Source organism: Candidatus Pelagibacter bacterium nBUS_27 (genome assembly GCF_051200985.1).
Classification (GTDB): Bacteria; Pseudomonadota; Alphaproteobacteria; order Pelagibacterales; family Pelagibacteraceae; genus Pelagibacter.
Genome location: NZ_CP172845.1, coordinates 1,208,568 through 1,224,890, shown reverse-complemented (window position 1 = coordinate 1,224,890; position 16,323 = coordinate 1,208,568). Strand labels below are relative to the sequence as shown.

The following is a 16,323-nucleotide window of genomic DNA, read 5'->3' as shown; positions in this document are numbered from 1 at the left end:
TAATGACTGATCTAGTGCTGCCGAAAATTGATAAAAATACAATCAAACGTAAAGATGAAATTGTAAAAAACTTATCTAAAATTTCTGGTTCAGAAAATGTGTTAAGTCATCCTGATGAAATTAAACCTTATGAAACAGACGCTTTAGCAGCTTACACACAAAGTCCATTAACTGTAATTTTACCAAAAGATACAAAAGAAGTTAGTGAGATTTTAAAATATTGCTATGAAGAAAATATAAAAGTAATACCAAGAGGCGCAGGTACAGGCTTGTCAGGAGGTGCTTTACCACTGCAGGATGCGGTCGTATTAGGATTAGGAAAATTTAATAAAATTTTAGACATTAATTATGAAAATAAATATGTAGTAACTCAACCAGGTGTTACTAATTTAGGAATAACTCATGCAGTACAACATAAAGATTTTTATTATGCTCCAGATCCATCTAGTCAATTAGCTTGTTCTATTGGAGGAAATGTTGCTGAAAATTCTGGTGGTGTTCACTCTTTAAAATATGGAACAACTACGAATAATATTTTAGGTGTTGAAATGGTTTTGATGGATGGAACTATTTGTAGAATTGGAGGAAAAACATTAGATCAAGAGGGATATGATTTAATGGGTTTGATTTGTGGCTCTGAAGGATTGCTTGGAGTTGTGACGGAGGTAACTGTTAAAATTTTAAAAAAACCTCAAGTAGTTAAAGCAGCATTGATAGGGTTTCCATCAATTAAAGAAGGAGGTAATGCAGCCTCAGATATTATATCTAATGGAATTGTCCCAGCTGGAATGGAAATAATGGACAAAGCTTTAATTGAAGCAACTGATAATTTTAGTAAAGCAGGATATCCACGTGACGCAGAATTATTATTAATAGTTGAGTTAGACGGGACCGAGTCAGAAGTAAATGAATTATTGAAGAAAGTAAGTGAAATTTCAAAAAAAAATAATTGCTCAAGTTTAAAGTTGAGTAAAAATGAAAAAGAAAGATTATCGTTTTGGGCTGGAAGAAAGGCAGCTTTTCCAGCTTGTGGTGCGATGGCACCTGATTATTATTGTATGGATGGTGTTATTCCAAGAGGGAAGCTTGCAGTAGCCTTATTAGAGATTAAAAAATTATCTCAAAAATATGAATTATTAGTTGCTAATTGCTTTCATGCAGGAGATGGAAATCTTCATCCATTGATAATGTTCGATGGAAGCGATAAAGAGCAACTAAGAAAAACAGAGGAGTTTGGGGCAGAAATACTTAAACTTTGTGTGAAATTAGGTGGGGTTATTACTGGTGAACATGGAGTTGGTATAGAAAAAAGAGAATTAATGTGTGAAATGTTTAATGACAAGGATATTCAACAACAGCTTGATATTAAAAAATCATTAGATGAAAAAAATTTATTAAATCCAGGAAAAGTTTATCCTATCTTAAGAAAATGCACAGAGGAAGGAAGGGTTCATGTCCATAAGGTCGAAAATAAATTCCCAGATCTTCCAAGATTCTAACAACACTTATTTCCCAAAAAATGAGGAAGAAGTATCAATTTTAATTAAAGAATTTTATAAAAAAAATCTTCCAACTGAAATTATTGGAACTAATACAAAAAATTTTATTGGAAATAAAACACAAACATCTAATAAAATTTCACTTTCCAAATTAACGGGTATCATTGATTATTTTCCAGAGGAACTATACATAAAAGTAAAAGCTGGTACTCTATTAGAGGATGTTGAGAAAGCTTTAGAAAAAAACAATCAAGAATTAGCTTTTGAACCAATTGATTTTGGTTTTATAGAAAATGGACAATCTAACAAAGGTACTGTTGCTGGCTATTTGTCATGTAATTATGCAGGTTCAAGAAGATTTAAAGTTGGAAGTGTAAGAGACCATGTCTTGGGGTTTAAAGGAGTAAATGGCAAAGGAGATATTATTAAATCTGGAGGAACTGTTGTAAAAAATGTAACGGGTTATGACTTGTCAAAATTAATTACAGGTTCTTTTGGAACCTTATGCGTTTTAACTGAAATAACTCTTAAAGTTTTACCAAAGAAAAAATTTTCTAATACAATCGTAATTGACGCAAAAAACAATCAATTGATTTATGACCTATTTAACAAAATATCTGGTTCAAGTAGCGAGGTATCAGGCGCTGTATTTATCCCTGAAGAACCTAAGGACGACAGTTACTTAAAGAATAGAGATAAAATATTCAAATTCAATGATTTGGATTTTAAAGGCTCATTTTTAGCATTTAGAGTTGAGGGAGATAAAATTTCTATTAATGAAAAAATAAAATCTTTGACAGAAGAGTTGCAATTAAACACTTATAAGACATTTTTATTGGATAGTTATCAATCTGAACCTTTTTGGAAAAAAATAAATAATCTAGAGCTTTTTGAAAAGACAAAAAATAATTTGGTGAGAATAGTTATTGAACCTTCTAACGGGTCTAAAATGATGAGGTATTTAAGTAATAAATTTAAATATTATATCGATTGGTGTGGTTCATTATTTTGGATTGAGATGCCTGCAAAAAAAAATATGAAAATTAAGGAAATTAAGAAAATTACTAAAGAGCATGGTGGATACCTAACAATTATTAAGGCATCTCCTGAATATGATTATGAAGAGTCAATTTTTACAATTGATGATGTTAGGCTGATGATTTCTAAAAAGATTAAACAAAGTTTTGATCCAAAAAGAATTTTAAATCCTGGAAAGATGTATAGAGGAGTTTAATGCAAACAAATTTTTCAAAAAAACAGTTAGAAAATAAAGATAATTTAGCTACCGAAAAAATTTTCAAACAATGTGTTCATTGCGGAATGTGTAATGCAACGTGCCCCACTCATCAATTGTTAGGAGACGAACTTGATGGACCTAGAGGTAGAATTTATTTGATTAAAGATATGTTGGAAAATAATAAAAAACCAACAAGTAAAGTTGTTAAGCATATTGACAGATGTCTATCTTGTTATAGCTGCATGACCACATGTCCTGCAGGAGTGAACTATATGCACATTATAGATCATGGTAAAAAATATATCGAAAAAAATTATGAAAGATCTTTTTTTGACAAACTGATTAGATATTTTTTATCAATCACTTTACCTAATACAAAAATTTTTAGATTATCCAGTTTCTTAGTTAAATTAAGCAAACCTTTCAAATTTTTATTTCCGTCAAAGATTAAGGACATGATAGAGCTTATGCCTACTCATTTTCCAAAAAAACAACTTCCAAATAAAGAAATTTATAAAGCTAAAGGAAAAAAGAAAATAGCAAGAGTTGCTTTATTGACAGGTTGTGTACAAAAAGAAATATCTCCACAAATTAATGAGGCAACTATTAGATTGCTAAATAGGCATGGGGTTGAAGTTGTAGTTCCAAAAAAAATTAGATGTTGTGGATCTTTAAATCATCATTTGGGAAAAGAAGAAGATGCACATCAAGACTTTAAAAATAATATTAATACTTGGTATGATGAGCACCAAAAAGGAAATTTAGATGCAATTTTATCTAATACATCAGGCTGCGGTACGACAATGAAGGATTATGGATTTATATTTAGAGACGATAAAGAATTATGCAAAAAAGCGAGAGTTATCTCTGAGCTGACTAGAGATATATCAGAATATATATTTGAGAGTTTAAAATTAGACCTTAAAGAAAAAAATAAAAAATATAAAGTTGCATATCATTCAGCGTGTTCTATGCAGCATGGTCAAAAAATTCACTCTCAACCTATATCTCTTCTAGAAAAAACAAATAATGAAATTCTTGAAATCCCAGAGGGTCATATCTGTTGTGGTTCTGCAGGGACATACAATATTTTACAGTCAGAAATAGCTAAAAAATTATTATCTAAAAAAGTAAATAATATTGAAAGTTTGAAACCTGATTTTATTTCAACAGGAAATATTGGTTGTATTACCCAAATTTCTCATGGTACAAAAGTTCCAATTGTACATACAATTGAAGTTTTAGATTGGTATACAGGAGGCCCAAAACCACAAGCACTACTAAGGAATTAATTATGAAGAAGATATTGGTTACAAGAAGACTACTTAAAGATTGCGAAGATAAAGCTCAAAACACTTTTGATGCAAAATTAAATTCAAATGACGAACTTTATTCACAGTCAAAATTAATTGAACTAAGTGAGGGTTGTGATGCTGTGTTGACATCTTTGACTGATAAAATGGATGAAGAAACAATCAATAAACTACCCGATACTGTTAAAGTAATTTCAAATTTTGCTGTTGGATTTGGAAATATAGATTTAGAAGCCGCGAAAAAAAGAGGAATAGCTGTAACCAACACACCAGAAGTTTTGTCAGATGCAACTGCTGAAATAGGAATTCTTCTCATTTTAGGAGCATGCAGAAGAGCAGCGGAGGGAATTGAAGCTGCTAAAGAAAGTAACTGGAAATGGTCTGCAGATTATTTAATTGGGAAGCAGTTAACAGGTACTAGACTTGGTATTTTGGGAATGGGAAGAATTGGACAAAAAATTGCAAAAATTGCAAAGTCACTTGGAATGATAATTCATTATCATAATCGTTCTAAATTAAGTGAAGAAAAAGAACAGGGTGCTATTTATCATGATAGTTTAAAAAGCCTTTTTTCAGTATCAGATGTTTTGTCGATTTGTTGCCCTGCTACAAAAGAAACTGTAAATTTAATTAACAAGGAAACAGTAGAATATTTTCCTAAAGGTGCAGTAATCACAAACGTTGCACGAGGTGATATTGTAGATGATGAAGCTTTAATTGATGCTTTAAATAGAAGAAAAATTTATGCAGCTGGTTTAGATGTTTATAAGGGGGAACCAAATTTAAATCCTGGTTACCTAAAAATTAAAACTGCTTTCATTTTACCTCATCTTGGTAGCGCAACTAAAGATACTAGAACAGCAATGGCTAACTTAGCGATAGATAATATTGATGAGTTTTTCAACACAGGAAATTGTAGAAATAAAGTTAATTAATACAATCTCAAATTGAATAAGAATTCAATATTGCCGTTTTACCTGTGACATTTTTGCATTATTACCTATACATGTTCTAAAAATCCTGAGAGGATATCTCCAAACATAACTTAAAAGAGGGGGGAAAATGAAAAAAACATTTTTAATAATAAGTGCTTTTTTGTTTCTAAGCTCAATAACTACACAAGTTTTTTCTGCTGGGGATGAGGCAACTATTAAAAAATTGAGTAGTATGTACAAGTCGGGTGATGACACGCAAGCTATTGTTATTCCACAAGACACTAAATTTGCAGCAAATGTAAAGAAAAATATTTTACCAAATATTAATTTACCTGCTGGATTTAGCATCAGTGTATTTGCAGTAGTGCCGGATGCAAGACACATGGCAGTTGCAAGAAATAAAACAACTGTTTGGATTGGAACAAGAAAAGATAAAGTTTGGCAAGCAACAGATAGAGATATGGATGATATTGCAGATACTGTAGAGCAGTTTGCTCCAACAGTTAAATTTGATATCCCTAATGGTGTTTGTTTCAGCGATGACGGACACTTATATGTGGCAGAAAGAAATAGAGTTTTATGGTTTCCAGCTGCTGAATATTTTATGGAAAGTCCAGATACAGTAGCAGTGCCAATTATAGGTCAGGGAAATTTGATACCTGTAGAAGAAGAGTCGTATAACCATACTGCTAGGGTTTGTGCTATTAGTAAAGCAGATAACAAACTTTACGTTAGTTTGGGTCAACCACATAATGTAGCTCCAGCTAATAAGTTGGACTTATATCAAGAAGTTGGAATTGGTGGAATGATTAGATTTAATCGATTCCCAGGAGATCTTGATAGAGAAGTTGTTGCAACTGGAATAAGAAATTCAGTTGGACATGCTTTTAATCCAAAAGATGGATCTTTGTGGTTTACTGATAACCAGGTTGACGGTATGGGAGATGAAACTCCTCCAGGTGAACTGAATAAAATGCCTAAAATGGGTATGTGGTATGGTCACCCGTATACTGGTGGTGGAGAAGTGAGAACTAACGAGTATAAAGGAAAAACAATTCCTAAAAAAGATGCTGACAGATATGTAAAACCTCAAGTTGAGATGATTGCTCATGCTGCTGACTTAGGTATGATGTTTTACACTGGAAAACAGTTTCCAAAAAAATACCATAATGCAATATTTAGTGCACAACATGGTTCTTGGAATGCTGTAAAACCAAGAGGTGCCAGAGTAATGGTTACTTATCTAGACTCAAAAGGTAATGCAAAAAAAACAGAGCCTTTTGCTGATGGTTGGATGACTGAAATGGGTACTTACTTAGGTAGACCAGTAGACGTTCAACAATACTTTGATGGTTCAATTCTAGTTTCAGATGATAAAGCTGGAATAGTTTATAGAATAAAATACGAAGGATAAATAATATAAATTAGAGGCCGGTGTGATAACCGGCCTTTTTTTTTAACTAAATTAAAATTAATTTATAAATAATAATATTATGATTAAAAAAATTATATTGATTGTATCTTTTTTAGTAGTTTGTAGTGGAACAAGTTTTTCAGACACTGAGGAAAAAAAAATATGTACAGGATTTGGTAAGTGGACAAAAGATGGCGAATACAAAGTCGTTAGAAGCAAATGTATTACTGAAAAAGAATACCAGGCATCACTAAATGCACCAGATTATCTATGTAAATATTATCAAAAATCTATCTGGAAAGAATCTGAGAGAGCTTATGGAAAAAAACAATATAAATATACTGAAAAAAGTTTAGCAAAAATTAATACTCTTAAGGCTGAAGGTAAAGCTTTGTGTGAAGCTGGAAAATTGAAAGAAGGTGAGCTGAAATTGGTAGAGGCAATTGCCATTATTAGTCACACAAGAATGAATTAATGAAAAAGATTTTTTTTATTTTAACTGGTTTTTTTTTGTTAACTTTTTCATCAGTTAATGCTGATACAAAACAAGCAGAAACAGGATCGGTTGCTGCTACAGTTTCAAAAAATTTGACCGAAGAATTAAGAAGAGGTAAAGAAAAAGTTGAAACTATATGTTCGGCATGTCATGGATTAGATGGTGTAGCAGCTTCTGGTGGAAATTCGGTTATAATACCTAATTTAACTGCACAACATAAGGATTATCTAATTGCCAAATTAAAAGATTACAAATCAGGTAAAGTTAACCATCCACAAATGACTATAATTGCTCAAATGTTAACTGATGACGAAATTGAATATGTTTCTGAATGGTATTCAAGAATAAAGATAAGAATTTTTGATCCAAATTTAATTTTAGCTAAGCCAAGCAAATAATTATTAAGATTAATATAATTGATTAAATACAGAATTTAATTCTACCTAAGATTGTAAAATAAATTGATATGAATCAAGCTATTCTAGTAAGGATTGTATCTAAATCAACATGTGCCGTTAATGTTATAGACTCTAATCGTTGTATGTAATTAACTTTAAAAGTTAATTAACTAAACGAGGAGATACTAATGATTAAAGATAAGAAATCATTGAAGGGTTCAAAAACACCTTCAAGACGTAAGTTCTTCAAAGCAGCAGCAGCAACAGGTGCGGCAGCAGCAACAGCTGTGGCAATGCCAAATGTAGCTTTTGGTGCTCCATTAACTTTAAAGATGCAAGCAGCTTGGCCATCAGGCGCTAACATCTTTTTTGAAATGGCAGGAGATTATGCAAAAATGGTTAGCGACATGTCAGGAGGAGAATTAAAAATTGATCTTCAGCCTGTTGGAGCAATTGTAAAAACTTCAGAAATTGGACAAGCAGTAAGTTCAGGCGTAGTTGATATGGGTCACTGGGTGACTGCATATTGGTATGGTAAAAATGCTGCAGCTTCACTTTTTGGAACTGGTCCTTCATACGGAATGTCATCTCAAGAAGTAATGGGATGGATGGAGTATGGTGGAGGAAGAGCATTATACGAAGAAGCAGTAAAAAGTGTAGGATTTAATTATACTGGTTTCTTTCATATGCCAATGCCAGCTCAACCATTTGGTTGGTTTAAAAAGAATGTAACAAAAGTATCTGATGTTAAAGGTATGAAGTATAGAACAGTTGGTCTTGCGACTAACGTTTTAACTGCTATGGGAATGGTCGTAAGACAATTACCAGGTGGTGAAATCCAACCAGCTATGAAAACTGGTTTGATTGATGCTGCAGAGTTTAACAACCCTACATCAGACTCACAGTTTGGAATGCAAGATGTCTCTAAACACTATCACTTAGGAAGTTTCCACCAATCTCAGGAAATGTTTGAAATTCCTATGAATACTAAGAGACTAAACAGCCTTTCACCTGCTCATCAAGCTATTCTGAAGAATGCTGCTTACGCTGCAAACTCAGATAACTACTTCAAAGCGCTAGTTAGATATTCTACTGACTTAGCTAAATTGATGAATGAGCATAAGGTTAATGTTTACCAAACATCTGATGCTATCCTAGCAGAACAGTTAAAAGGTTGGGATAAAATCGTTGGTGAGTTCTCTGCTAAAGATGCTTTCTTCAAGAAAGTAGTAGACTCACAAAAAGCATACGCTAAGAGAACAATGAAGTATCTGTTGATGAATCAACCGAACTACAAATTAGCTTATGAAAATGAGTTTGGTCCAATCGGAAAAGTTAAAATCTAATTAACTTTTAATAAATTATAAAGAAGGGGGTTCAAACCCCCTTTTTTTTTACAGATTTTTAAAAGAAATAAAGATAGGTTTATTTATTAATGAAAAAATTTATTAAATTTGCAGATACGCTAAGCACCTCTATGGGTAAAGCTTTTTCTTGGTGTATAGTAATTTTAATGGGTGGAACTGTATATGAAGTAGTAATGGCTTACGCATTTAACAAGCCAACACTTTGGAATTTTGATTTTAGTATGCAAATGTATGGCGCAATACTTATGATGTCAGGTGCTTACTGTTTGGCTGAAGAAGCCCATGTAAGAGGAGATGTTATTTACAGATTATTTAGTGAAAGAAAACAAGCTTGGATTGACTTAATACTTTATTTTCTTTTCTTTTTTCCTGGTGTGGTAGCTCTAGCATTTTATGGGTTTGAATATGCAGCACTAGCGTGGAAAATAAAAGAAACTAGCTGGAGTAGCCCAGCTCAAATCCAAATTTATATGGTTAAATCAATGATTCCAGCGGCAGGTATTTTATTGATTATACAAGGAATTAGCGAAGTATGTAGATCAATTATTTGTATTCAAGAAGGAAAATGGCCAGCAAGAATGGTTGTTGCAGAAGAAACAGAAAAAGTTTTAATGAGACAAGCTGAAAGTGAGAATAAATAAAAATGTTTTTAAGTCTTACAAATCCTGAAGTAGCAATCTTTATGATGGGAATATTTTTATTCGCTGTGCTTTTAGGTTTTCCAATAGCATTTACGTTAATGGCAATGGGAATTGGTTTTGGCTATTACGCATATTACGATGCAACAATGATGGAGCACATATTCGATAACAGAATATTTCAATTATTTGTTCAAAATACCTATACCGTTATGGATAATAATGTCCTGACAGCAGTACCATTGTTTTTATTTATGGGCTACTTAGTTGAAAGAGCTGGTATAGTTTCAAAATTATTTTTTGCTATAAGATTAGCAGCACATAGGCTTCCAGCATCGATGGCTGTGGCTGCATTAATAACTTGCACATTATTTTCTACCGCTACAGGAATTATAGGAGCTGTGGTAACGCTAATGGGGCTACTTGCTTGGCCTGCAATGGTGAAGGCAGGTTATGATAAAAAATTTGCATCAGGTGTGATTTGTGCAGGGGGATGCCTAGGTATCTTAATACCCCCAAGTATCATGTTAATTGTATATTCAGTAATAGCACAACTGTCACCGCTAAGATTATTTGCTGCTGCAATTTTTCCAGGTCTACTTTTAGCTAGTTTATATATTGGCTATGCAGTTTTTAGAGCATGGATGAATCCGGCAATTGCGCCAAAACCTAAAGCAGAGGATATACCGCCTCGAGCAGAAATTTTAAAAGAAGTATTAGTTTCTTTTGTACCACTTTTTGGACTAATTATGTTGGTGCTTGGAACCATTTTAGCTGGAATAGCAACACCTGCAGAAGCGGCTGCAGCAGGAGCTTTTGGAGCAATATTGTTATCGTGGTTTTATAAAACTTTAAAATGGCAAAACTTTAAAGAGTCTGTATTTTTAACAGCAAAAACTACAGCGATGATTATGTGGTTGTTTATTGGTTCTTGGACTTTTTCTTCAGTCTTTTCTTATCTAGGAGGACATGAGGTATTTGAACATTTCTTCACTTCAATCAATATAACCACTTGGCAATTTTTAATAATTACTCAAATAATAATTTTTCTTTTAGGTTGGCCATTAGAATGGACAGAAATTTTAATTATTTTTGTTCCAATATTTTTACCATTATTAGAAGTATTTAATGTTAACCCATATTTCTTTGCAATGCTGATTGCTCTGAATTTGCAAACATCTTTTTTAACACCTCCAATGGCAATGTCAGCTTACTATTTAAAAGGTGTTCAAAAAAATAATGTTGAATTAATGGATATTTTTAGGGGTATTATGCCATTCCTTGGCATTGTAATTTTTGCAATGTTTTTAATGTACATGTTCCCTGGAATTGCATTATGGTTACCTGAAACATTGTTTGCGAATTAAATAAGAAATGACAGATATTTTAGAGCTAAAAGTTGAAGACATCGTATCAAAAATAAAAGATGCTCAATTGACTTCGGTTGAGGTTTGCCAAAAATATATTGAAAGAATAAATAAGTTTGAAAAAGATGTAAAAGCGTGGGTTCATTTAGATAAAAAACTATTACTTGAAAAAGCAGCTGAGGCTGATGAATATAGACGATCTGGTAAACCAACAGGACCACTACATGGAATTCCTGTTGCACTTAAAGATATTATTGGAACAATTGATATGCCAACTGAGTGTGGAACACCAATTAGAAAAGGTAAATCTTACTCACAAAATGCAGAAATAGTTGATTTACTTCTTTCTGCGGGGGCAATTGTTATGGGCAAAACAGCAACATCAGAACTTGCTTATCTTGGTCCTTCAAAGACCACAAATCCACATGATCATTCAAGAACACCAGGTGGCTCTTCTAGTGGATCAGCAGCTTCTGTTGGATCGTTTATGGCACCACTATCAATTGGTTCACAAACTGGAGGATCAGTAATAAGACCCGCATCTTATTGTGGTGTTGTTGGGTACAAACCAACATATGGATTAATTTCAAGAAATGGTGTTTTAAAAACATCAGATAAATTAGATCACATGGGAGTATTTGGAAGATCAGTTGAAGATGTTGCTCTACTTGCTAAAGTTTTAATTAGGAAAGATAATCACGACAAAGCAACAGTTCACTACTCAACGGAAAACATGTTGAGTGAAACAAAAAAAGGGCCCTTGTTTGAACCAAAGTTTATTTTTTATAAAACTGATTATTGGAAATTACTTGATAAAAAATCAAAAGATGCATTTGAATATTTCATAAAATCATTTAAAAAAAATATTGAAGTTTTCGATACACCTTCTTACTTTAAGAATATTCACAAATATCATCAAATAATTCATGAAACTGATTTGGCAAATAATTTTGGTTTGTATTTTAAGAAATATAAAAAAAAATTATCTAAATATATGCAAGATGCTATTTCAAAAGGTAATAAACATTCAGCCAAAGATTATGCTGAGGCAATTGATTTTATGAAAAGAAGCTATGATTCATATGAAGAAGTATTTGAGGATTATCACGGTGTTTTAACACCTTCTAGTCCTGGTGTTGCTCCAAAAGGTTTGAAAAGTACAGGCACAGCAGAATTTAATAAGGTCTGGTCTTATCTTGGTACACCTTGTATTTCACTTCCATTACTTCAGGGCGATGGTGGTATGCCTCTAGGAGTACAACTAGTGGGTGCTCGTTATGATGATCATAGGTTTTTAGGTGTTGCCAATTGGCTAGAAAAGGAATGTAATAAATAAAATGCAAAAATTTACAACATTTCTGGGGTCTTTGCTTGCAGGTGCTTTTTTAATTGGGTTGGCAACAACGCTAACTCGATCTTCTATGATTGGTTTTTTTGATGTGCTGCCAGTTTATATTTTGATGGCTGTAGCTATCTTCATGATGCTGTACGAAGCTTTCTTTGATAAAAAATAATTACTAATAGAAAAAAGTTGTCTGATAAAAAAAAAAATTTTTTAGCTTTTTCACTTTTATTTATTCAGCCAATTTTCATGGCATCTAATTTGATTGTTGCAAGAGGTGGGGTTGAATATGTGCCGCCAATTTCATTAGCATTTTGGAGATGGACAGTGGTAGTTTTATTGCTTCTACCATTTACATTTTCTTTTTTAATAAAAAATTCAAAAATAATTAAAAAAGAATTTAAAAAACTTTTCTTTTTAGGCGCAATGGGATGTGGTGTTTGTGGAGCGTTTCCTTTTTTAGCAGGGGAAACAACTACGGTTACTAATATGGGAATTATTTATACTTCTTCACCCATATTTATTATTCTAATTTCAGCAATTTTTTTTAACGAAAAAGTTAATTTTATTAAAATTATTGGTTTAATTTCTTGTTTATTAGGAGTTTTTGCAATCATTATCAAAGGTGATTTTAATTTATTATTAAATTTAAATTTTACAATTGGAGATCTATGGATGTTAGCTGCAGCCATTGGTTGGGCTCTTTATTCTGTCTACCTTTTTTATTGGAAATCTAAATTGCCTATTTTTCAAAGATTTACATTAGTAGCATTTTTTGGAGCAGTAAGTTTACTTCCATTTTATATAATTGAAGAAGCAGCTGTTCAAAGAACTTTATTTAATTCACAATTTTTTTTATGGGTTATATTTGCTGCAATATCTCCAGGAATAATTGCTTTCACTCTTTATACTCAGGCTCAAAAAAGCCTAGGTGCGTCTTTAACTGGTTTTACGCTCTATATTTTTACAATTTATGCTGCAATTTATGGATTTATATTTTTTGATGAAAAATTGGAAACTTTTCATTATTTAGGCACAGTTTTAGTATTCTTTGGTGTTTATTTAGCTAAGAAAAATTATGAAACTAAAACGTAGGAATTTTTTTTTGGAATTAATTATTGGAATAATTATTGTTTATGCATCAGTGTTAATTCTTCTTTTTATTTTTCAGAGAAGCTTAATGTATCATCCTGATGAGAACAATTACTTTGATGATAAGTTGGAAGTAGCCGTAGAAAAAGTGAAGATTGTAACTTTAGATAATATAGATTTGTTAGGATGGTTTCACAAAAAAGATCTTAAAAAATTTAAGACAATTGTTTATTTTCATGGCAATGCTGGAAAACTTGAAAATAGAATTCATAAATTAAATCATTTTAAAGATATGGATATTAATTTTTTAATAATAGCTTGGAGGGGTTTTAGTGGTAATAAAGGAAAGCCTAATGAAAAAGGGCTTTATATAGATGCTAGAAGTACCATTCAGTGGCTCAAAAAATTAGGCTTAAAAGAAAAAGATATTATACTTTATGGAGAGTCTCTTGGAACTGGCGTTGCAACTGAGATAGCACAAAGCAATAATTATGCTGGATTAGTACTTGAGACACCTTTTACATCAATGGTTGAAGCGGCAAAAAATTTTTATCCATATATTCCAGTCTCTATTTTGTTAAAGGATAAGTATGACAATCAAAAAAAGATCAAGAATATTAATATTCCAGTTTTAGTGATGCATGGTGAGGTTGATCAAATTGTTCCTTTTTGGATGGGCAAAAAAATTTATGAAATGGCTAATCAGCCAAAGTATTCTTATTTTACTAAATTTGACGATCATATGATGGAATATGATGAAAAGCTTTTATTTAAGCTAGAAAAATTTATCAAAAGTTTAAATTAAGCCACATTCTAAACAAACATAGCACAAATTCTTTTATTAAATATTATGTGTGAAGAAAACACTTTTAATACTTATCATTTTTTTTTCTTTTAAAAACTTTGTTGCAGCAGAAGAAAATAAATTACTGATTGATAATTTATTCCATATAGATCAAATGAACTCACATAATGAAAATTTTGCTCTATATTTTAAGGCAAGAGAGAAGGCGATATTAGCAAGAGGAGAAAATAGTAATTATATAAATGATTTTCCCAAAGACCTTTATATGTATGATTATAAAACAAAAAGTTCATCTCCACTAATTTCTTATGAATGGTTTCCCAAAAGAGCAAAATATTTTCTTGAAGAATATGACTTTCCAGTATTTCCAGATGATTTTGCTTACTATCTTTTAAAAGATAACAAAACATTAGTAATGATAAGTGCTGTTAAAAGTCTAAATGCTAATTTTAAATTTGATATTAGTAAAAAAAAATTAGAACTTTATCCAAAAAATGGAAAATTTGATTTTATCATTTCATCAATAGCTAAAAATTGTGGACATGATAATTTTAAAGAAAATTATAAGTGTAGCTTCTATAAGCCTTTAATATCAAGCACTTTAATCAACTAATTTGAGTAAAAGCGTCAGCAAATTTTTCTGCATCAAAAATTTGTAGATCATCTTCTTTTTCTCCTAAGCCCAAGGCGATAATTGGAAGTTTATATTTTTTAGCAACTGCTAAAAGTATTCCTCCTTTTGCAGTACCATCTAATTTTGTCATTATAAGACCAGTGATAGGAATGATTTTATTAAATTCTTCAACTTGATTTATTACATTTTGACCTGAAGTAGCGTCTAAAACTAAAATTACATCGTGAGGAGCTTCAGGATCTATCTTTTTTGTTACGTTTGCAATTTTTTTATATTCTTCCATCAAATTTTTTTTATTTTGTAATCTCCCAGCAGTATCAATTAAAACTTGATTAAAATTATTAGCAATTGCGTCTTCTATAGCTTTATAAGCAACAGATGCTGGATCTGCTCCCTGAGAAGATTTTGTTATCTCAACCTCTACTTTATTTGCCCAATTTTCTAATTGTTCAATAGCTGCAGCTCTAAATGTATCTGATGCAGCTAGCATAACTTTATTTCCATTTGCTTTTAATATTTTACTAATTTTTCCAATGGTTGTTGTTTTTCCAACTCCATTTACACCCGAAACTAGTGTGGCATTAATTTTTTCTTTTTTTTTAAAAAAAGTATTGTTCTCAAGTGGCTTCATCAAAGAAATTATATATTCTTTTAAAATTGTATTTATTTCTTCGGCAATATCTTTCTTTGGATCAATTTTACTATCTGAAATTATTTCCTTAATCTCAGATGCAGCTACAATGCCAACATCAGATTGAATTAAATATTCTTCGATTCTGTCTAAGGTTTTGTCATCTATTTCCTTTTTTACAACTATATCTCTTAGACCAGACGTAAAAGCAGATGCACTTTTTTTAAAACCGGATTTAAATTTATCAAAAATTCCCATCAAATATTAATCTCAATATTTTTTATATCTGAGACAGGTCCTTTCATGTGAATACTATTGTTCTCATCAATAGATATTGATAGTTTACCTAATGCGAACTCAATATCAGTTTTTTTATCTGTTAATCCATTAATATTTGCCGCTACTGCTGTAGCACATGCCGCTGTTCCACAAGCTTTTGTAAGTCCAGCCCCTCTCTCCCAAACCTTAACTCTAATTAATTTTTTATTCACAACTTTTGCAAGTGTAACATTACATTTCTCTGGAAAATATTCATGATTTTCTACTTCAGGGCCTATTTTTTTTAAGTCATAGTCTTCAATATTATCTACAAAAAAAACAATATGAGGATTTCCTACATTAACTGCAGTTCCACCTATATGTTCAATATTATCTTTGTTAATAATTTTAATATTCAGGTTTTTTGTATTTAAATCTTTATTTAATGGAATTTCATTCCAATTGGTTTTTGGAATACCAATTTCCGTTTCCACTAAATTGTCACCTAAAATTTGTGATTTTAATCTTCCTGAAGAAGTCCAAAGTATAATTTCTTTATCATCGTTTTCTTTTGATAAAAGATCAGCTACACATCTAGTCCCATTTCCACAAGCACCAGAAACGCTTCCATCTGAATTGTAGAACTCTAAGTTAGCATCTTTTCTGTCAGTTTTTTGAATAAAAATTAGTTGATCACATCCAATAAAACTCCGATCACATATTTTAATAATTTGATCTTTGTTTAGATTATAACTTTGATTTCTTTGATCAATGATCACAAAATCATTGCCCAAACCATCCATTTTAAATGCTTTAATATCCATATATAGATATTTAACTTATTTATTGACTTTTTGAACCTCTATTATAGGTTGTTGCCGTTTCCGCAAAAACATT

At 31.4% G+C, this 16,323-nt stretch carries 17 protein-coding genes; 15 read left to right on the top strand and 2 right to left on the bottom strand.

Annotated elements, in window-relative coordinates; all coding sequences use genetic code 11:
* The first annotated feature begins 2 nt into the window (after positions 1–2).
* The 15 genes from ACIJYG_RS06550 (at position 3) to ACIJYG_RS06480 (ending at position 14,516) form a co-directional block, all read left to right on the top strand.
* Positions 3–1,499, top strand: a complete 1,497-nt coding sequence (locus ACIJYG_RS06550) for an FAD-linked oxidase C-terminal domain-containing protein (RefSeq protein WP_435088233.1) — start codon at positions 3–5, stop codon at positions 1,497–1,499.
* Positions 1,453–2,733 (top strand): FAD-binding protein, encoded by a 1,281-nt coding sequence (locus ACIJYG_RS06545; protein WP_435096548.1) that lies wholly within the window; start codon positions 1,453–1,455, stop codon positions 2,731–2,733. The genes ACIJYG_RS06550 and ACIJYG_RS06545 overlap by 47 nt, the downstream gene beginning before the upstream one ends.
* Complete coding sequence (gene glcF, locus ACIJYG_RS06540; protein ID WP_435088229.1) at positions 2,733–4,028, top strand: glycolate oxidase subunit GlcF; 1,296 nt, start codon at positions 2,733–2,735, stop codon at positions 4,026–4,028. The genes ACIJYG_RS06545 and glcF overlap by 1 nt, the downstream gene beginning before the upstream one ends.
* Before the next feature lie 2 nt (positions 4,029–4,030).
* Complete coding sequence (locus ACIJYG_RS06535; RefSeq protein WP_435088227.1) at positions 4,031–4,984, top strand: 2-hydroxyacid dehydrogenase; 954 nt, start codon at positions 4,031–4,033, stop codon at positions 4,982–4,984.
* 127 nt (positions 4,985–5,111) lie between these two features.
* On the top strand, positions 5,112–6,398 hold the full coding sequence (locus ACIJYG_RS06530; protein ID WP_435088225.1) for a PQQ-dependent sugar dehydrogenase: 1,287 nt from the start codon (positions 5,112–5,114) through the stop codon (positions 6,396–6,398).
* Positions 6,399–6,477: 79 nt separating this feature from the next.
* On the top strand, positions 6,478–6,873 hold the full coding sequence (locus ACIJYG_RS06525; protein WP_435096545.1) for a hypothetical protein: 396 nt from the start codon (positions 6,478–6,480) through the stop codon (positions 6,871–6,873).
* A complete protein-coding gene (locus ACIJYG_RS06520; protein ID WP_435088221.1) occupies positions 6,873–7,292 on the top strand; it encodes a c-type cytochrome in 420 nt (139 codons plus the stop codon). Before ACIJYG_RS06525 ends, ACIJYG_RS06520 begins: the two co-directional genes overlap by 1 nt.
* Before the next feature lie 188 nt (positions 7,293–7,480).
* Positions 7,481–8,638, top strand: a complete 1,158-nt coding sequence (locus ACIJYG_RS06515) for a TRAP transporter substrate-binding protein (protein WP_435088219.1) — start codon at positions 7,481–7,483, stop codon at positions 8,636–8,638.
* 89 nt (positions 8,639–8,727) lie between these two features.
* The gene (locus ACIJYG_RS06510; protein ID WP_435096542.1) at positions 8,728–9,300 is read left to right on the top strand and encodes a TRAP transporter small permease subunit; all 573 of its coding nucleotides are present in this window, start codon (positions 8,728–8,730) and stop codon (positions 9,298–9,300) included.
* A gap of 2 nt (positions 9,301–9,302) precedes the next feature.
* Complete coding sequence (locus ACIJYG_RS06505; RefSeq protein WP_435096539.1) at positions 9,303–10,664, top strand: TRAP transporter large permease; 1,362 nt, start codon at positions 9,303–9,305, stop codon at positions 10,662–10,664.
* A 7-nt stretch (positions 10,665–10,671) separates the two neighbouring features.
* Positions 10,672–12,000, top strand: coding sequence for an amidase (locus tag ACIJYG_RS06500; protein ID WP_435088213.1), 1,329 nt, complete (start codon positions 10,672–10,674; stop codon positions 11,998–12,000).
* A gap of 1 nt (position 12,001) precedes the next feature.
* The gene (locus ACIJYG_RS06495; protein ID WP_435088211.1) at positions 12,002–12,178 is read left to right on the top strand and encodes a hypothetical protein; all 177 of its coding nucleotides are present in this window, start codon (positions 12,002–12,004) and stop codon (positions 12,176–12,178) included.
* 17 nt (positions 12,179–12,195) lie between these two features.
* Positions 12,196–13,101 carry a DMT family transporter gene (locus ACIJYG_RS06490; protein WP_435088209.1) on the top strand — a complete coding sequence of 302 codons (906 nt, stop codon included), beginning with the start codon at positions 12,196–12,198 and terminating at the stop codon, positions 13,099–13,101.
* Positions 13,085–13,903: an alpha/beta hydrolase gene (locus ACIJYG_RS06485; protein ID WP_435096536.1), complete on the top strand. Its 819-nt coding sequence runs from the start codon at positions 13,085–13,087 to the stop codon at positions 13,901–13,903. Before ACIJYG_RS06490 ends, ACIJYG_RS06485 begins: the two co-directional genes overlap by 17 nt.
* A 49-nt stretch (positions 13,904–13,952) precedes the next feature.
* The gene (locus ACIJYG_RS06480) at positions 13,953–14,516 is read left to right on the top strand and encodes a hypothetical protein (RefSeq protein ID WP_435088205.1); all 564 of its coding nucleotides are present in this window, start codon (positions 13,953–13,955) and stop codon (positions 14,514–14,516) included.
* Here the strand turns inward: ACIJYG_RS06480 and ftsY are convergent.
* Both ftsY and dapF read right to left on the bottom strand, forming a co-directional pair.
* Positions 14,509–15,426 (bottom strand): signal recognition particle-docking protein FtsY, encoded by a 918-nt coding sequence (ftsY, locus tag ACIJYG_RS06475; protein ID WP_435088203.1) that lies wholly within the window; start codon positions 15,424–15,426, stop codon positions 14,509–14,511. The two genes, ACIJYG_RS06480 and ftsY, sit on opposite strands and share 8 nt — an antisense overlap.
* Positions 15,426–16,250 (bottom strand): diaminopimelate epimerase, encoded by an 825-nt coding sequence (dapF, locus tag ACIJYG_RS06470; RefSeq protein WP_435088201.1) that lies wholly within the window; start codon positions 16,248–16,250, stop codon positions 15,426–15,428. The genes ftsY and dapF overlap by 1 nt, the downstream gene beginning before the upstream one ends.
* Positions 16,251–16,323 lie beyond the last annotated feature (73 nt).